This is a genomic window from Xanthomonas sp. WHRI 6108 (assembly GCF_040202385.2).
GTDB classification, from domain to species: domain Bacteria; phylum Pseudomonadota; class Gammaproteobacteria; order Xanthomonadales; family Xanthomonadaceae; genus Xanthomonas; species Xanthomonas arboricola.
In genome coordinates, this window is sequence record NZ_CP168198.1 from 3845177 (window position 1) to 3862707 (window position 17531).

General features: G+C 66.7%; 12 protein-coding genes and 1 other RNA gene. 8 read left to right on the plus strand and 5 right to left on the minus strand.

Annotated features, from left to right (window positions below):
- Positions 1–127: 127 nt before the first annotated feature.
- The 3 genes from ABQ039_RS16100 (at position 128) to ABQ039_RS16110 (ending at position 4957) form a co-directional block, all read left to right on the plus strand.
- Complete coding sequence (locus tag ABQ039_RS16100; protein WP_349778661.1) at positions 128–2584, plus strand: TonB-dependent receptor domain-containing protein; 2457 nt, start codon at positions 128–130, stop codon at positions 2582–2584.
- Between the two features lie 34 nt (positions 2585–2618).
- Entirely contained in the window at positions 2619–4538 is a 1920-nt protein-coding gene (locus ABQ039_RS16105; RefSeq protein ID WP_349778660.1) for an alpha-amylase family protein, read from the plus strand.
- Between the two features lie 342 nt (positions 4539–4880).
- Positions 4881–4957, plus strand: a non-coding RNA gene (locus ABQ039_RS16110) — sX9 sRNA.
- A gap of 67 nt (positions 4958–5024) precedes the next feature.
- Here the strand turns inward: ABQ039_RS16110 and ABQ039_RS16115 are convergent.
- The 3 genes from ABQ039_RS16115 to rsgA form a co-directional block, all read right to left on the minus strand.
- Entirely contained in the window at positions 5025–5705 is a 681-nt protein-coding gene (locus tag ABQ039_RS16115; RefSeq protein WP_349778682.1) for a type 1 glutamine amidotransferase domain-containing protein, read from the minus strand.
- Positions 5706–5940: 235 nt separating this feature from the next.
- Positions 5941–7203, minus strand: coding sequence for a flavohemoglobin expression-modulating QEGLA motif protein (locus ABQ039_RS16120; RefSeq protein ID WP_104556107.1), 1263 nt, complete (start codon positions 7201–7203; stop codon positions 5941–5943).
- Positions 7203–8294, minus strand: coding sequence for a ribosome small subunit-dependent GTPase A (gene rsgA / locus ABQ039_RS16125; protein WP_349778681.1), 1092 nt, complete (start codon positions 8292–8294; stop codon positions 7203–7205). Before rsgA ends, ABQ039_RS16120 begins: the two co-directional genes overlap by 1 nt.
- Positions 8295–8447: 153 nt before the next feature.
- Between rsgA and ABQ039_RS16130 the strand changes: the two genes are divergently transcribed.
- The 3 genes from ABQ039_RS16130 (at position 8448) to ABQ039_RS16140 (ending at position 11140) form a co-directional block, all read left to right on the plus strand.
- Positions 8448–9719: a pyridoxal phosphate-dependent aminotransferase gene (locus ABQ039_RS16130; RefSeq protein WP_024938954.1), complete on the plus strand. Its 1272-nt coding sequence runs from the start codon at positions 8448–8450 to the stop codon at positions 9717–9719.
- On the plus strand, positions 9719–10396 hold the full coding sequence (locus ABQ039_RS16135) for an SGNH/GDSL hydrolase family protein (protein ID WP_349778684.1): 678 nt from the start codon (positions 9719–9721) through the stop codon (positions 10394–10396). The genes ABQ039_RS16130 and ABQ039_RS16135 overlap by 1 nt, the downstream gene beginning before the upstream one ends.
- Before the next feature lie 72 nt (positions 10397–10468).
- Positions 10469–11140 carry a methyltransferase gene (locus tag ABQ039_RS16140; RefSeq protein ID WP_003483442.1) on the plus strand — a complete coding sequence of 224 codons (672 nt, stop codon included), beginning with the start codon at positions 10469–10471 and terminating at the stop codon, positions 11138–11140.
- 940 nt (positions 11141–12080) lie between these two features.
- Here ABQ039_RS16140 and ABQ039_RS16145 read toward each other — a convergent pair.
- Both ABQ039_RS16145 and ABQ039_RS16150 read right to left on the minus strand, forming a co-directional pair.
- The gene (locus ABQ039_RS16145; RefSeq protein ID WP_349778680.1) at positions 12081–14270 is read right to left on the minus strand and encodes a TonB-dependent siderophore receptor; all 2190 of its coding nucleotides are present in this window, start codon (positions 14268–14270) and stop codon (positions 12081–12083) included.
- 290 nt (positions 14271–14560) lie between these two features.
- A complete protein-coding gene (locus ABQ039_RS16150; protein ID WP_181123469.1) occupies positions 14561–15352 on the minus strand; it encodes a polysaccharide deacetylase family protein in 792 nt (263 codons plus the stop codon).
- A gap of 45 nt (positions 15353–15397) precedes the next feature.
- On the opposite strand from ABQ039_RS16150, the gene grxD reads away from it, so the two are divergent.
- Complete coding sequence (gene grxD / locus ABQ039_RS16155; protein WP_054592925.1) at positions 15398–16324, plus strand: Grx4 family monothiol glutaredoxin; 927 nt, start codon at positions 15398–15400, stop codon at positions 16322–16324.
- Positions 16325–16489: 165 nt separating this feature from the next.
- Entirely contained in the window at positions 16490–17359 is an 870-nt protein-coding gene (locus ABQ039_RS16160; protein ID WP_349778683.1) for a hypothetical protein, read from the plus strand.
- The last annotated feature ends 172 nt before the right edge of the window (positions 17360–17531 follow it).

Here is a 17531-nt window from a genome sequence, read left to right on the forward strand (position 1 = left end):
AGCGCAAGATTGCAATCGATTGTATTGGGGCGTATTACTGCGCTCGCACTGCAGGCCACACGGCCACTCCCTGGGAGGGGAAGATGCAGGCGTCGGCACACCACCATCCGTGAGAGAGAGAACCGCGATGTCCACCTTGCACACCCTGCGCCTGCATGCCCTGGCCTGCGCGGTCGTCTCCTGCCTGTGCGCGCCTGCCGCGCTGGCGCAGGATGCGACCACGGCCGCACCCGTCACCCCGCCGGCCGCCGACAGCGCCGCGGTCAATCTGGATTCGGTGTTCGTCACCGGTACTTCCACCGCCACCACCAAGTTGAAGTCCAGCGTGTCGGTCAGCACCGTGGGCGCCGAGGCGATCGAACAGTCGGCGCCGCGCAGCACCGCCGAGATCTTCCGCAACATCCCCGGCATCCGCTCCGAATCCAGCGGTGGCGAAGGCAATGCCAACATCGCCGTGCGCGGCCTGCCGGTCGCCTCCGGCGGCGCCAAGTTCCTGCAGCTGCAGGAGGACGGCCTGCCGGTGATGGAATTCGGCGATATCGCCTTCGGCAACTCGGACATCTTCCTGCGCTCGGATTTCACCCTGGACCGCATCGAAGCCATCCGCGGCGGCTCGGCATCGACGTTCACCAGCAACGCGCCCGGCGGCATCATCAACTTCATCAGCAAGACCGGCGACACCGCAGGCGGCAGCGTCGGCGTGAGCCGCGGCCTGGATTACGACAACACCCGCGTGGACTTCGACTACGGCGCGCCGTTCGCCGAAAACTGGCAGTTCAACATCGGCGGCTTCTTCCGCCAGGGCGATGGCGTGCGCGATGCCGGTTACACCACCGACAAGGGCGGCCAGCTCAAGGCCAACCTGACCCGGCTGTTCGAGAACGGGTACGTGCGTGTCTACGGCAAATACCTCAACGATCGCGCCGCCGGTTATCTGCCGGTGCCGACCTCCGTGCGTGGCCGCGACGGCTCGCCGGACCTGGGCGGCTTTGCCGGCTTCGATCCGGGCAACGACACATTGTACAGCCGCAATTTCCGCAGCGATGTCGGCCTGGACGGCAACAACCAGCCGCGCCACACCGACCTGGGCGACGGCATGCACCCGATCTCGCGCACCATCGGCGCCGAGGCCTGGTTCGACCTGGGCAGCGGCTGGAACCTGAGCGAGAAGTTCCGCATCGCCGACAACAGCGGCCGCTTCGTCAGCCCGTTCCCGGCCGAGGTCACCGATGCCGCCACGCTGGCCGCGTCCATCGGCGGCGCCGGCGCGCAACTGGTGCAGGCCAGCGGCCCGGACGCCGGCCAGGCCTACACCGGCAACGCGATCCGCACGCATCTGTTCAACGTGGCGATCAACGACCTGGGCAACGTCACCAACGACCTCAGCGTCTCGCGCGAGTTCGGCGGCGACGGCCGCACGCTCAACCTGCGTATGGGCTATTACAGCTCGCGCCAGACCATCGACATGGACTGGACCTGGAATTCCTACGTGCAGAGCCTGGGCCGCGATTCGCGCCTGCTCAACGTGGTCGATGCCGGCGGCGTGTCGCGCTCGCAAAATGGCTTGTATGCGTACGGCACCCCTTTCTGGGGCGATTGCTGCATCACCCGCAGCTACGACGTGCGCTACGACGTCAACGCGCCGTACGTCGCACTGACCTTCGACAGCGGCAAGTTCAGCATCGACGGCAGCCTGCGTTACGACATGGGCGATGCACGCGGCAGCTATGCCGGCACCGCGATCGCGCAGAACCTGGACGTCAACGGCGATGGCGTGATCCAGCCGGTGGAACAGCGCGTGGCCACGGTCGATACCGCCAACGCACGGCCGGTGGATTACGACTGGAACTACCTGTCGTATTCGCTGGGCAGCAACTACCTGATCAACGACGACCTGGGCGCGTTCGCACGCATCAGCCGCGGCGCACGCGCCAATGCCGACCGCCTGCTGTTCGGCGTGGTCCGCGACGACGGCTCGGTCTCTTCCGATGAAGGCGTCAACGTGGTCCGCCAGGCCGAAGCCGGCCTGAAGTGGCGCCGCGACGGCCTGAGCCTGTTCGCCACCGCGTTCTCGGCGCGCACCGAGGAACAGAACTTCGAGGTCACCAGCCAGCGTTTCTTCAACCGCAGCTACGAGGCGCACGGCGTGGAGCTGGAAGCCAGCTACCGCTACGAAGGCTTCACCGTCAACGGCGGCCTGACCTGGACCGATGCGGAGATTTCCAAGGACCAGATCACTCCGGAAAACACCGGCAACGTGCCGCGTCGCCAGGCCGATGTGGTGTGGCAGTTGACACCCAGCTATCGCGGCGACGGCTACCAGTTCGGCATCAACCTGATCGGCACCACCGATGCCTATACCCAGGATTCCAATCAGCTGAAGATGCCGGGCTATACGCAGGTGAACCTGTTCGGCGACTACCGCGTGACCGACGCACTCACCGTCGCGCTCAACGTCAACAACCTGTTCAACACCTTCGGCCTGACCGAGGCCGAGGAAGCCAGCATCCCGGCCAATGGCATCATCCGCGCGCGCTCGATTGCCGGCCGCACCACCAGCATCAGCCTGCGTTACGATTTCTAAGGACCCCTCGCCGGGTTCGTCCCGGCGCTTGACAATGAGCACCTCCCCCACCGATTTCTCTGCATTGCGCGCGGCCTTTGCCGCGCCCCTGGATGCGCAGCGTGCGAGCGTGCTGTTGCCGCGCTTCGACCGCCATGCGCCGCGTCTGCTGGATGCCCTGCACGCTTTGTACGGCGCACGCCTCGACACTGCATCCTGGTTGACGCAGTGGCTGAGTGCGTTGGGCAGCCACGCACAGCAGCGCCCGCAGGCGCTGCAACAGCTGGACGTCACGCGTCAGCCCGGCTGGTTCGGCGAGCAGCACATGCTGGGCTACAGCGCCTACGTGGACCGCTTTGCCGGCACGCTGCAAGGCGTGGCCGAACGCGTGCCGTATCTGCAGGAACTGGGTGTGCGCTATCTGCACCTGCTGCCGTTCCTGCGCGCACGCGCCGGGGATAACGATGGTGGCTTTGCGGTCAGCGATTATGGCCAGGTGGAGCCGAGCCTGGGCAGCAACGACGATCTCGTCGCACTGACCACACGCCTGCGCGAGGCAGGCATCAGCCTGTGCGCGGATTTCGTGCTCAACCATACCGCCGACGATCACGCCTGGGCGCAGGCGGCGCGGGCCGGCGATGCGCGCTATCTCGACTACTACCATCACTTCGCCGATCGCACGCAGCCCGACCAGTACGAAGCCACGCTGGGACAGGTCTTCCCGCACACCGCGCCCGGCAATTTCACCTGGGTGGATGCCACTGGCCAGTGGATGTGGACCACCTTCTATCCCTATCAGTGGGATCTGAACTGGAGCAACCCGGCGGTGTTCGGCGAGATGGCGCTGGCGATGCTGCAGCTGGCCAATCTGGGTGTGGAAGCCTTCCGCCTGGATTCCACCGCGTATCTGTGGAAGCGCACCGGCACCGACTGCATGAACCAACCCGAGGCGCATACCCTGCTGGTGGCGCTGCGCGCGGTCACCGACATCGTTGCGCCGTCGGTGGTGATGAAGGCCGAAGCCATCGTGCCGATGACGCAATTGCCGCCCTACTTCGGCAGCGGTGCGGACCAGGGCCACGAATGCCACCTGGCCTATCACAGCACGCTGATGGCGGCCGGCTGGTCGGCGCTGGCACTGCAACGCGGCGACATCCTGCACAACGTCATCGTGCATAGCCCGCCCTTGCCGGCCAACTGCGCCTGGCTGAGCTATGTGCGCTGCCACGACGACATCGGCTGGAACGTGCTGCAACACGAAGCCGCCGGCAACGCCGCGCAGCCGCCATTCGCGCTGCGCGATGTCGCGCGCTTCTATGCCAACGAGGTGCCGGGCAGCTACGCGCGTGGCGAGAGCTTCCAGAGCAGTGGCGACGGCGTGCACGGCACCAATGGCATGGCCGCGGCACTGGCCGGGATCCAGGCCGCACAGGCATCGGGCGATACGGCGGCGTTGCGCATGGCGGTGGATCGGCTGGTGTTGCTCTATGCCATCGCGCTGGCGATGCCGGGCGTGCCGTTGATCTACATGGGCGACGAACTCGCCCTGCCCAACGACGGCAGCTACCGCGACGATCCGCAACGTCGGCACGAAGGTCGCTGGTTGCATCGCCCGGCGATGGATTGGCAGCTTGCAGCACAGCGCGAAGATGCAGCCAGCCTGAGCGGCACGGTGTATCGCCGGCTACGTGGATTGATCCGGCAACGTGCCGCGCTCCCCACACTGGCCGCCGATCAGGCGCTGGGTAGCCTTGCGCTGGGCGATGCACGCCTGTTTGCATTGACGCGTGGCGATCGCTTCTTGGCCGTGCACAACTTTGGCGACCAACCGCTGACGGTGGAGCTTGCCGCGCTCGGAGATGGCCGATGGAAGGTGGTGGCGGATGGCGGCGAGACGGCTGCCGAATCGCTGGGCGATAACATGCGGCTGGTGCTGCCGGCGTATGCGGTGCGCTGGCTGGAGCGTGTTGTTTGAACGGGATGGTGCAAGTTCCTAGCGTTCCTAGAGCGCTTGCAGGGCGGACAATCTGCGGCTTGGACGGACGATCTGTCGCTTGGCAGCAGGGCCCTTGTCCGCCCACCATCGCGGGACACGCCGCAAGTACGTCCGTGTAGGCTCTTACGCGGCATCCATGCCGCGTAAGGTCCCGCGACGGTGGGCGGACAAGGGCCAGTCACCATGGCCGGCTCGTTTGGTTACGAGCACCGGCTTGCGTCCGGTTGTCGGACGCTGCCGCGCTCTGAAAGAACACGACGAATAACGCTAGAAACTACTGCGCTCACCGTCAGACAGGTGCGGCAACCGCTCGGCACAGGTATGTACCAAGCGTACACCCCGGTCCCTCCGCGACGTCCGCACCTTAGCTGACGACTACTTGCTCCGTCTTGTTGGCCGCTCCAAATCAAACGTCGCGATGTCTTCCGGTGGCCGTCCATGCATCACCAGACGACAACCGCAGAATCAGCGCTTCGACAACTCAAGCAACGCCTCGGCAGCCTTCTCCGACGAAGCCGGGTTCTGGCCGGTGACCAGCAAGCCATCGGTGACCACATGCACACCCCAGTCGGCGCCCTTCTCGTAGCGGCCACCAAGTTCCGTCAGCACGTCTTCGACCAGGAACGGCACGATCTTGGTCAGGCCCACGCCCTCTTCTTCGCTATTGGTGAAGCCGGTGACGCGGCGGCCCTTGACCAACGGCTTGCCATCGCTGCCCTTGACCCGGCGCAGCGCGCCCGGTGCATGGCACACCAGGCCGTGCGGCTTGTTGGCCGCGGCGAATGCCTCGATCAGCGCGATCGAATCCGCGTCTTCGGCCAGGTCCCACAACGGACCATGGCCGCCCGGATAAAACACCGCATCGAAGTCAGCAGCCTTGACGTCCGCCAGGCGCTGCGTGCTGGCCAATGCCTGCTGCGCGTCGGTGTCCTGCTTGAAGCGCTTGGTGGCCTCGGTCTGTGCATCGGGCTCGTCGCTCTTGGGGTCCAGCGGTGGCTGACCACCCTTGGGCGAGACCAGGGTGATGTCTGCGCCGGCATCCTTGAACACGTAGTACGGCGCGGCAAATTCCTCCAGCCAGAAGCCGGTCTTCTTGCCGGTATCGCCAAGTTGGTCGTGGGAAGTGAGCACCATCAGGATTTTCATCGTATCGCCTCGTGTCATGGCCCATCTCGGGCAAGGCGAACAGTGTCCGGTGCAGCCCGTTGCAGCATCGTGTAGAGCGCGTCGGCACGATGCTTACCGTTCAGCGCCTTGCAGTGGTAGCAATGCAATGCCAGGCATGCGTCACGTACTGCGCCTTGTCACCCGACCCGCCTGCGACTGCTTCGCCGCGCCACCGCGCTGGCGCGGCAACCTCGCGCAAGTTACTCGGCAAGCGTCAGACGTTCATCGCCGGTGGCTGCAGCTGGTCCATGCGGATGCGATTGGCGAACAACGAAAACGCCAGCATGCCGGCCAGGCCGCTGACCCGGCTCACCCACGGCGGCAACCAGCGCGGGGCGACCAGCACGCCGCTGTCGAACAAGGGCGCAAGGCGCGCCACATCGCCCAGGGCCATCTTGCCGGCGAACAGGTAACGGCACAGCTGCAGCTGATCGCGCTGCAGCGCATGCCGGAAGAAGGTGTGCACCGCCACCAGCCCGCGCAGGTACACCGTGTCCTTGGTGAAGGCACCGCCGCCGGAGGTCGGCACGCCGCGGAATACGCGCTGCGCCGAGGAAAAGCTTTCCGCCGCGCTCTGCCCGCCTGCGGTGAAATAGCGGAACACCTCGATGAAGTCCGCACCCGAGCGCGCCATCGCAATCGCCTCGATACGCAGGCTGATGCGCTTCATGCGTTCGATATCGATGCTGCCGGTGATCTGCTCGGCAAACGTCGCCAGGCCTTCCTGGGTCGCGGTGGTCCGCGGCGAGGAAATGCCCAGGCTGGGCAGGTGCACCTGCGCACGCCCGTTGAGCGCGGTCAGCGAATGCACCAGCGCCTCGTGATGGAACAGCTGCGCGCGGTCGTAATCGCTGAAGGTGGCACCGCTGCGCAGGCGGATGCGATGCGCGCCGGCCGCCGCCTTGGCCAGCAGATCCGGATCCAGCGTGACGGTGATGACACGCCCTTCGAAGAAGGCGTCCAGATCGTTCTGCAGCTGCATGCGCAGGGCGGTTGCCGACACCGGCACCTGTTCTTCCGGCGCCAGCAGTTCGCGGTCCAGCTCCTGCGCGATCTGGATGAAATGCCGCGCCGCCTCGCGCGTGCTCGGGCCGTTGCCCGGCATCGGGTCGTCGGGCACGCCGAACAGCTGCGCCGAGTAATCGCTGACTGCGGGAGTACCCAGCGATTCCAGCAGGCCGGCGGCCAGGCCCCAGCTATGTGTCGAGTCGATCAGGTAGGCGCCCAGCGGGTGATGCGGATCGGCCTGCTTGGCAATGGCCGCCAGCTCGCGCCGGGTATCGCCGAAATCCAGTCGCGGATACTCCACCTGCGGCAGCTCCGGCTGCCCACGTGCCACGCTCTGCAGGAACGGCTCCTGCAGCGAGCGCGGCCAGCTGGCCAGCGCGAGCAGGCGCACGCCGCGCACGGCCTTGACCAGGCGCGCATCCAGCGCCGCATGATGGACGATGTCCGGCGGCCCCTTGCGCGATGGCATCAGCGGCGTCCGTTGCGGTCGACGCTGGCAGGCCGCCGGCCCGATCCCTTGCCCCGGTTGTTCTGCGCCAGGCGTGTGGCGAGCTTTTCGGCCGCTGCGGCCACTTCCACGCGCAGCTTCATGTAATTGGCCACCCGCTCCGGATCCAACGTATCGGCCTCGATCGCCGCACGCACCGCACAACCGGGCTCGGCGATATGCGCGCAATCGTTGAAGCGGCAACGCGCCGCCAACGCCTCCACATCGGAGAAGCCGCCCTCGGCCAGATCCTCTTCGCCAGTGGGCTTGAGCTCGCGCATGCCGGGCGTATCGATCAGGCAGGCACCGGACGGCAACGGAATCAAGGCGCGATGGGTGGTGGTATGCCGGCCGCGCGAATCGTTCTCGCGCACCGCATTGGTCTTCATCTTCTGCGACCCGAGCAGGGTATTGGTCAGCGTCGACTTGCCCGCGCCCGACGAGCCCACCAGCACTGCGGTACGGCCATCGCCCAGCCACGGCCGCAGCGCCGCCACGCTGTCCGGATCCTTGGCGTTGACCGCGCGCAACGGGATGTTCTGCGCTTCCAGTTCCTCCAGCACGGCCAATGCATCCTCGGCGTATTCGGTCTGGTCGGCCTTGGTCAGTACGACCACCGGTTCGGCACCGCCGCCGCCGACCAGCAGCAGGTAGCGTTCGATGCGGCGCGGATTGAAGTCCGCATCCAGCCCGCACACGATGAACACCGTATCGATGTTGGCCGCGATCACCTGCTGGTGGTAATGCTCGCCGGCCGCACCGCGCTTGATCGAGGTGCGCCGCGGCAGCAGGGCCACGATGCGCTTGCCCTCCATCAGCACCCAATCGCCCACCGACGCCCGCTCATGGCTGGGAAACCGCGGCCGCTGCCACTCCGGCAGCGACTCGGCCTTGAGACCGGCCTCCGGCGTATCGGCCACCACATAGCCGGTGCGGTGCTGCTCCACCACCCGCGCCGGCAACGCCTGCGGATGCGCGGCAAAGAGCGCCTGCCAGGCAGGATCCTCGGCAGGGCCAGGCCAGGGCCAGCCAATGGACTGGAGGGTGGGGTAATCGGGGGACACAATGCTCATGGGGCGATTCTAGCTGGCTGGCCGCAGCGGCTTGTGCAATCGGGCCTTGCGCCCGGGCTGAAGCGCCCCTTGACATCGTTGCCGATGCAAGCATGTCCGCCTGTCATATTTCCGCTACCATGCCAAGCCTCACGCCTACAACCGGCCCGTCGCATGTCCACTGCCCCGCAAAAGCCGCTCGCCATCCGCGAGCGTCTGTCCGAAGTCCGCTACGAAATCCGGGGCGAGCTGGCGCGACGAGCGCGGGAACTGGAGGCGCAGGGCCGCAAGCTGATCAAGCTCAATATCGGCAATCCGGGCGCGTTCGGGTTCCGTGCGCCGGAGCATCTGCAGCGCGCGATCGCCGACGACATGGGCCGCACCGATCCGTACACCCATCAGCAAGGCCTGCCGGAAGCGCGCGAGGCGATCGCCACCGCGTATGCGCGGCGCCAGCACCCGGATGCGCATCCGGACCGCATCTTCGTCGGCAACGGCGTCAGCGAGCTGATCGACCTGTCGCTGCGTGCGCTGCTCAATCCCGGTGACGAAGTGCTGGTGCCCTCGCCCGACTATCCGCTGTGGTCGGCCGCCACCATCCTCAACGATGGCCGGCCGGTGTATTACCGCTGCGCACCGGAAAACGGCTTCCAGCCGGACCCGGTGGAAATCGAGACGCTGGTGTCCTCGCGTACCCGCGCCATCGTGCTGATCAATCCGAACAATCCCAGCGGCGCCAGTTATTCGCGCGAACTGCTGGAGCGCATCGTGGCCATCGCCAGCAAGCACAACCTGCTGCTGATGGTCGATGAGATCTACGACCAGGTGCTCTACGACGACGCCGCCTTCGTGCCGGTGGCGCCGCTGGCCGGTGCGCATCCGTGCATCACCTTCGGCGGCCTGAGCAAGGTGCACCGCGCCTGCGGCTGGCGCGTGGGCTGGGCGCTGCTGTCGGGCGAGCAGTCGCGCATCAACGACCTGCGCAATGCGATGGACCTGCTCGGCGCCTTGCGCCTGTGCGCCAACGTGCCGGGCCAGTACGCCATCGACGCGGCAGTCAACGGGCCGGACACCATCTCGGCGCTGTGCGCGCCGGGCGGCCGTCTGTACGAAACCCGCCGTGCGGTGATCGAGGCCTGCGCGGCCAGCGAGCACCTGTCGCTGGTGGCGCCGGCCGGTGCGCTGTATGCGTTCCCGGCGGTGGTCGGCCCGGCCGCGCGCAACTTCGACGACCATGAATTCGCGCTCGACCTGATGAACGAGGAAGGCGTGCTGGTGGTGCCGGGTTCCAGCTTCAACGTGCCCTACCGCCACCACTTCCGCGTGACCCTGATGCCGGAAGCGCCGGTGATGCGCGATGTCTTCGCACGCATCGACCGTGCGCTGGCACGCCGCGCCGAGGCGGTCACCAAGGTCGTGCCGCTCAAGTCGCGCAGCGTGGCGTGATGGCGGCGGCCGGCACGCCGCTGCGCTATCTGGCGCTCGGCGATTCCTACACCATCGGCGAAGGCGTTGTCCCCGAGCAGCGCTGGCCGGTGCAACTGGTCGACGGTTTGCGTGCCTACGGCTGGAATGTGGCGCCGCCGCAGATCATCGCCACCACCGGCTGGACCACCGACGAGCTGCAGGCCGGTCTCGATGCCGCTGCGCCGCAGGGACCGTTCGAGCTGGTGAGCCTGCTGATCGGTGTCAACAATCAATACCGCGGACGCTCGCTGGACGAATACCGCAGCCAGTTCGATGCGTTGTTGCAGCGTGCGATCGGGTTCGCCGGCGGCCTTGCGGCACGCGTGTTCGTGCTGTCGATTCCCGATTGGGGGCTGACTCCGTTTGCGCATGCGCAGGGCGGCGATGCGCCACTGATCGGCGCACAGATCGATGCCTTCAATAGCGTGGCCGCCGAACGCTGCGCCGCGCGCTCGGTGCGCTTTGTCGACATCACCGCCACCAGCCGCGATGGCGGCGACGCTGCCGACATGCTGGTCGACGATGGCCTGCATCCCTCCGGCGCCATGTATGCGCGCTGGACCGCACTGGCACTGCCAGCGGCGCGCGATGCGATAGCGGCTGCCAACGCGATCGGGATGGACCACGCCACGCGTGAGCAGCCCCAATCGCCTTAGCAGGCCCCAAGCTAGCCGCGCACCAAGCCTTATTGCCAAGGAACGACATTGCACAGCACCGCTACCCAACCCATGAGCCGCGCGCAGGCGCTGGCGATCGCGCGCGCGTTTTTGCCGCCGCATCCGCTGGGCAATCGCTACGACTATTACTACACCCAGGCCAAGCTGCGCACCGACCCGCTGTATCCGGGCGTGCTGGCCGAGTTGCGCAGCACCACCGCGCCCGTGCTGGATCTGGGCTGCGGGCTGGGCCTGCTCGCGCACGCATTGCGTGCCGATGGCCAGGCATTGGCGTATCACGGGGTGGATGTGGACGCGTCCAAGATTCGCCGCGCGCAACACATCGCGCAGCGCTCGGCATTGGGCAATACGCAGTTTGCCGTGGTCGATCTGAGCGTGGCCTGGCCGCAACACCGCGGCAGCGTGACCATTCTGGACGTGCTGCAGTATCTGCAGGCCGACATGCAGGCCAGCCTGTTGCGCAGCGTGGCGCAGATGCTCACACCGGGCGCGAAGCTGGTGATCCGCAGCGCATTGGGCGATGCCAGCAGCCGAGGCCGCACCAGCCGCGTGACCGACGTGCTGGCGCATCTGAGCGGCTGGATGCAGCGCATGCCGCGCAGCTATCCCACCCGCGACAGCCTGCAGGCGCAGCTGGATGCCGCCGGTCTGCGTGCGACGTTTGCGCCGTTGTATGGCAACACGCCGTTCAACAACTGGTTGATCGTGGCCGAGCCGCGCTGAGGCCGTGCACAACGTGCCTGGCTCGCTTTACAACGACTGACAGAACGTAACGCGCGGTCGCCGGACGGATGTGGACGGCACGCAGAAACCGGGGTGTAGGCATAGCAAATGCCGCACCGGGCACCGGCCGCGCAGTCGTTTTGACGGCCGCTGTTGACGTCAAGGGGATGATCCCGGGCCACGTTGTTCAAGGGCGGTGTCCCACGCCCCAGAGAGTCCGCTGGTTGCCTTGTTGAAAGCCATGCACACCGACCATCTCGACGGGCCCTTGCCCGCCTACCGTCGCGGGACCTTACGCGGCCTGGATGCCGCGTAAGAGCCTACAGGGACGTACTTGCGGCGTGTCCCGCGACGGTGGGCGGGCAAGGGCCCTGCAGCCAGGATCAGCCGCTCTACAACTGATCCATCCGCGCCGACCAATCATTTCGGGACAACCAACTCATCGAGCCGCCGCTTTGTCTAGATGCAGGCAAAGGCCTAGTTCGCCGAGTGCGCGGCGCCCTCACCGCTCGCGGGACACGCCGTGAATCCGTCCATGGAGGCTCGGTGGCGGCATCCTTGCCGCCACACGGTCCCGCAATCGGTAAGGGCACCGCGCCAGAGAATTTGTAGGTTGCGTTGTTGAAGGCCCTGCACACCGACCATCTCGACTGGTCCTTGCCCGCCCACCGTCGCGGGACCTTACGCGGCATGGATGCCGCGTAAGAGCCTACAGGGATGTACTTGCGGCGTGTCCTGCGAGGGTGGGCGGGCAAGGGCCCTGCAGCGAGTCGCAGAGCAGCCGCTCTACAATTGATCCATCCGCGCCGACCAATCACTTCGGGACAACCAAGTCACCGAGTCGACGCGCCGTTTGGATGCAGGCAAAGGCTTGGTTAGCCCACCGTCGCAGGACCTATGGCGGCATCGATACCGCCAAAGCCTGCCGTCTTGAGCAAGCTCAGAACTTCCAGGACAGCGTCAGCTCCACATCGCGCGGGTCGCCGTAGATCAACTGGCTTTGATAGACGATGTTGGCGTAGTACTTGCGGTCGAACAGGTTGCGCACGTTGAGCTGCGCAGACCATGCCTGGTTGATGTCGTAGCGTGCCATCGCGTTGGCCAACACCACGCTGCCCTGGGTCAGCCGCTGCGTTGTGCCCTGTGGCCCGGACATCAATTCGTGGATGGCCGACTGCCAGCTCAGGCCTCCGCCCACGCGCCATGGGCCGGTCTGCCAGCTGGTGAACAGGGTGGCCTCGCGACGCGGACTGGTCGGATTGACGTCGACACCGCTGGCATCGTTGGCATCGAACTGGGCAAAGCCGAACGCGATCCGCCATTGCTCGGACAGCTGCCCGTCGAGCTGGAATTCCACCCCTTGGCTAACCGTGCCCTTCGCCGCCAGGAAAGCCTGATTGGTGGTGCCGGGCACGAATTGTCCGGGGTCGTTGACCGCCAGGTTGTCCTGCTCGATACGGAACAACGCCAGCGCCGCGTTGAGCTGGCCACCGAGGTATTCGCCCTTGGCGCCGACCTCGTAGCTGTTGCCTTCCAGCGGGGCGAGATAGCGCCCGCTGCGGTCGCGATTGTTCTGCGGCTTGAAGATGCCGGTGTAGCTGGCGTAGAGCGAATGGTGGTCGTCCACGTCCAGTATCAGGCCGGCGTACGGCGTGGTGCGGCCGCGACGCTCGTAGGTGTTGGCCGGCACCAGTTGATCGGTGTTCTTCCAGTCGGTGACGCGTGCGCCGACGATGGCCGTGAGCGCGTCGGTCAGGCTGACACGGCCGGCGGCATAGGCGGCCACCTGACGCACGTCGCGCTCTTCGCCCTTCACCAGCGGCGTCCATTGCGGCTGCGCCATGCTGCCGGTCCAGGCGTAGACGCTTTCGGCCGTCAGTACCTGCGGCGGCTGCGGCCCGTTGGACCAGCTGCGCACGTTGCGGTTCATCCAGGTGGCGCCGGCGACCAGTTCGTGGTTGCGGCCCCACCAGGTCAGCGGCACGCTGAGATAGGCATCCAGGCTGTTTTGCGCCGTGAGTGCGGGATAGCGCCCGCCAAAAGTGTTGGCAAGGCCCAGGCCGGTCTGGCGGTCCGGGTAATCGAAGTAGCCGAACAGCACCGACTTCCAATCGGCTTCGAACCGCTGATGCGAATATTCCACGTGCAGCTGCGCACCGTTGTCGAAGCGATGGGTCAGGCCGGCAAACGCATTGGTGGTGTCGGCCACGCCGCGCGCCCAGCGCGGCGTGAACGCATCCGAGCGTGCAAAATCGGTGCGGCTGCCGTCGCTGAAGTACGCCGGCACCCCGCCCCAGGTGGTGCCGCGGCCGTCGTTGCGCTGCTTGTTGACGCCGATGTAGCCGCGGGTGGCATCGCTGAAATCCGCATCGACGATGCCGTAGAACAGCGACGATTGCTTGCTGTAGTAATCGCGGAACGACTGCTTGTCCTCGCAGCTGGCAACCACCCGCCCACGCACGTTGCCGGCGGCGTTCAACGGCGATTGCAGGTCGACGGTGCCGCGATAGCGGTCCCAACGCCCTGCCGACAGATCGACCCGACCGGTGAACACATCGCTGTCGGCATGCTTGCGCACCAGGTCGATCGACGCGGCCGGGCTGCCCGCGCCGGTGGTCAGGCCGTTGGCGCCGCGGATGATTTCCACCCGGTCGTAGATCGCCATGTTCTGCTGCACATCGCCGGTGTAGTCGGTGGGAATGCCGTCGATGCGGTAATAGTCCACTTCGAAGCCGCGCGCGTTGATGTAGGTGCGCTCGGTGTCCCAGGTCGGCGAGTTGAAGCCGGCCACGGTGTCGGTGACGTCCTGCAGCGATTGCAGGTTGCGGTCGACGATCTGCTGGCGTGTTACCACCACCACCGATTGCGGCGTCTCGCGCAGTGACAGCTCCAGCTTGGTCGAACTGCGCGCCACATCGGCGGTGTAGGAGTCGCTGCCTTCGGTCGCGGCGCCGCGGTGTGCCTCGATCTGCAGGCGGTCCAGATCGACCGGGTCGCGCGTGCTCGATTGCGCCGCAGCCGCCAACGGCCACGCGCAGGCCAGCGCCAGCAGGGAGTACGCCAGCGGGAGCTGCGGCGAACGGAGATCCGCACGCGCAAGCGCGCGCACAGGGACAGTGCGATGGGACATGGGGTCAGCCTCAAGAGCGAGTATGGCCGTCGATGACGGCTATTGAGGCTGGCGTCGGCAGCGCCACCGGAAGGCGCGCACCGTTTGCTGGCTGGGGGCGCATGTTCGATCCGCGTTAAATCGCTGTCAATACATGCGCGGGTCGATGACGGAACTCAGGAGCGCCAGCTCCAGGCAATCCGGCGAACAAAAAAGACGCGTCGCACCAGAGCGTTCCCGCCGACAGGGACGAAGGATCCGGCAACGCACGCTCTGCTTCCACGCCATCGGCTAGGCGGTGCGCAAGGACCTCAGAGCGGACGCCGCCCGGCCAGGCCGCGTGCGTGCATCGCTTCCAGCACGCCGCGCAGGATGGTGAGGTTGTGGCCGTGCGCGGCGCCTTCGTGCAGCAGCACGATGGCGCCGGGGCGCAGGTCGCGCACGATGCGGGCCACGGTGGCCTGCGGCTCGCAACGCACCCCGTCGAAACCGCGCGCGCTCCAGGCCACGCGGGTCAGCCCGTGCGCACGCAGCGGCGAGGCGACAAAGGGATTGGTCATGCCCACCACCGAGCGGTACAGCCGCGGCGCCTGCCCGGTGATGGTGGCCAGCACGCGCTGTGCCTGGCCGATTTCCTGCGCCATGCGGTGCGGGCCCAGCGCCCAGAACCAGGCCTGCGGATGGGTATGGCTGTGGTTGCCGATGCCATGCCCGCGGCGCACGATCTCGCGCACCAGTTCAGGCCGTTGCTCGGCGCGCGCGCCGACCACGAAGAACGTGGCCTTGGCATCGAAGGCGTCCAGCAGGTCCAGCATCGCCGGGGTGTCGTCGGAGGGGCCGTCGTCGATGGTCAGCCACACCTGCGGCGCGCGGCCCGGCAGGCGCGCCAGCACCGGCGCGTACAGGCGCGCGCGCGGCAGGAACACCGGCACCACGAACAAGGCGTGCGACACCAGCAACGCCGGCACGCCCCAGGCCCAGCCCAGATGCCACCACAGCAGCGCCACCGCCGCCTGCGACAGGGCCAGCAGGCCCACCCAGCGGTACGGGTGCGAGGGGATGCGATACAGCGTTTGAAGCGTGGTCATGCCGCATGATGCCATGCGGCGTAGAATGCCCGGACTCCACGATCTGACCGAAGTGCTGCCATGTCCCTCGATCCCGCCCTGCGTTCCCGCATCGATACGCTGCTGCAATCCAGCCGTGTGGTGCTCTTCATGAAAGGCCAGCCCGGCATGCCGCAGTGCGGTTTTTCGGCCAAGGCGGTCGGCGTGCTGGACGGTCTGGGCATCGACTATGCCCACGTCAACGTGCTGGCCGACCAGGAGATCCGCGAAGGCATCAAGGCCTACGGCGACTGGCCGACCATTCCGCAGCTGTATGTGGACGGCGAGCTGATCGGCGGCAGCGACATCATCCTGCAGATGGCCGACAGCGGCGAGTTGAGCAGCATGCTGGGCCTGCAGGCGCCAGACCGGACTCCGCCCAAGATCACCATCACCCCGGCCGCGGTCGAGATGCTCAAGGGCGCGCTGGCCGATGCGCCGGATGCCTCGCTGACGCTGGCCATCGATGCCAACTTCCAGCCGAACTTCCAGCTGGCGCCGACCAACCCGAACGCCATCGCGGCCGAATCCAACGGCCTGCGCGTGCAGTTCGATCTGGCCAGCGCCCGCCGCGCCGACGGCATCACCATCGACTGGGTGGACGACATCCGCGGCCGTGGCCTGGCCATCGACAACCCCAATGCGCCCAAGCCGGTGCAGGAGCTGTCGGTGCGCGATGCCGACGACCGCATCAAGGCCGGTACGCTGACCCTGGTGGACGTGCGCCCGGCCGACGAGCGTGCCCTGGCCAGCGTTGCCGCGCCGTTCCGCACGCTGGACGCGCACGAGCGCGCCGCCATCGAGCAGTTGCCCAAGGACACCCCGCTGGCGTTCCTGTGCCATCGCGGCGGGCGCAGCCTGCAGGCGGCCGAGCACTTCCGCAGCCTGGGCTTCAGCAATGTCTACAACGTCACCGGCGGCATCGACGCCTGGTCGGACGAGGTGGACAACGGCGTGGCCAAGTACTGAGCAAGCCAGACGGCACAGCCGGTGGCGGGAATCCGCATCCGGCGATGGCCCGCCGCAACCGCCGGCCAGGTTTTGAGCCGCGTTTGCTACAGTGCACACCCCGAACGGGCGCTCCACCGAGCGTCCGTTTTTTCATGGATCGATATGCACAAGGACGTCGCTGCAATGCACACCCGCCTGCTCTCTCTCGCACTGGCCGCGCTGTTGCCGCTGGCCGCACAGGCCGCCGAGCCGGCGCGCGCAGTCGTGCTGGTACAAACCTACGACAGCCAGCCAAGCGAAGACCCGCTGGAATACATTCCGGTGTGGCTGGGCAGCGGCGTGGCGAAGGAGTCCAGCATGCCCAGGTCGCTGCTGAGCCAGCCGCTGCAGGTCTTCAATGCGGGCGTGTCCAGCGGTACCGTGCGGCTTGCGTCGCTGAGCGTCGACGACAACAGCATGTGCGGCGGCACGGCAAGACTGCGCTTGAAGGGCACCAGCACGCTGTCCGATTCGCCGCTGTTATCGACGGTGGATCTCAATCCAGGCAAGCGCTTTGCCAGCCGTAACGCCACCGCTGCCGAACAGGCCGAGCTGTTGCGCCAGGCCGGCGCGACTGCGCAGCTGCGCAACAGCGTCAAGCCGGCGGCGTTGGCCCAGGCGTTGACGGCATTCACTGCCGATCGTGCGCAGGATCTGGCGGCGCTGCAGATCGTGACCGACACCCGGCAGCCGCAGCGACGCGTGGCCGTGCTGACCTCCCATCACCCGACCAGGACCGGTAATCCGGACAACCCGACCGGTGTCCTGGCCGTGCTTGCGATCTTCGAGCATGACGGCAGCAGTTGGCAGTTCCGCAAGGGCAGCGCGGCCAGTGGCTGCGACGATTGCGAAGACCTGCCACTGCGTACGCACCTGCTGCAGTTCGGCGATATCGACGGCAACGGCACGCTCGACTTCGTGCTGTCGGAAAGCGGCTACGAGAGTTACGGCTTCTACCTGCTGCTCGGCGAAGGCACGCACTGGCGTTCGGAAGGCTTGATGGGCGGCTGTTGATCAATTGCCGCGCGATGGCCGATGTCCGCAGCGGTATCGGCGTCACGTTGCGGCACGCACCGGATCCGGAAGAGCGCAACTCGCCGCCGCGTAAGTCATTCGCATCGCCGTTGCGAGGCTATTGGTGTGATTGCACCGCCGCACGATGTCGATCAACGCGCGACAGCGCGCG

What these genes read in the sequence shown, in the direction of transcription:
- ABQ039_RS16100 (WP_349778661.1), top strand. Translation starts at nt 128, where the DNA reads ATGTCCACCTTGCACACCCTGCGCCTGCATGCCCTGGCCTGCGCGGTC.
- ABQ039_RS16105 (WP_349778660.1), top strand. Translation starts at nt 2,619, where the DNA reads ATGAGCACCTCCCCCACCGATTTCTCTGCATTGCGCGCGGCCTTTGCC.
- ABQ039_RS16115 (WP_349778682.1), bottom strand. Translation starts at nt 5,705, where the DNA reads ATGAAAATCCTGATGGTGCTCACTTCCCACGACCAACTTGGCGATACC.
- ABQ039_RS16120 (WP_104556107.1), bottom strand. Translation starts at nt 7,203, where the DNA reads ATGCCATCGCGCAAGGGGCCGCCGGACATCGTCCATCATGCGGCGCTG.
- rsgA (WP_349778681.1), bottom strand. Translation starts at nt 8,294, where the DNA reads ATGAGCATTGTGTCCCCCGATTACCCCACCCTCCAGTCCATTGGCTGG.
- ABQ039_RS16130 (WP_024938954.1), top strand. Translation starts at nt 8,448, where the DNA reads ATGTCCACTGCCCCGCAAAAGCCGCTCGCCATCCGCGAGCGTCTGTCC.
- ABQ039_RS16135 (WP_349778684.1), top strand. Translation starts at nt 9,719, where the DNA reads ATGGCGGCGGCCGGCACGCCGCTGCGCTATCTGGCGCTCGGCGATTCC.
- ABQ039_RS16140 (WP_003483442.1), top strand. Translation starts at nt 10,469, where the DNA reads ATGAGCCGCGCGCAGGCGCTGGCGATCGCGCGCGCGTTTTTGCCGCCG.
- ABQ039_RS16145 (WP_349778680.1), bottom strand. Translation starts at nt 14,270, where the DNA reads ATGTCCCATCGCACTGTCCCTGTGCGCGCGCTTGCGCGTGCGGATCTC.
- ABQ039_RS16150 (WP_181123469.1), bottom strand. Translation starts at nt 15,352, where the DNA reads ATGGCATCATGCGGCATGACCACGCTTCAAACGCTGTATCGCATCCCC.
- grxD (WP_054592925.1), top strand. Translation starts at nt 15,398, where the DNA reads ATGTCCCTCGATCCCGCCCTGCGTTCCCGCATCGATACGCTGCTGCAA.
- ABQ039_RS16160 (WP_349778683.1), top strand. Translation starts at nt 16,490, where the DNA reads ATGCACACCCGCCTGCTCTCTCTCGCACTGGCCGCGCTGTTGCCGCTG.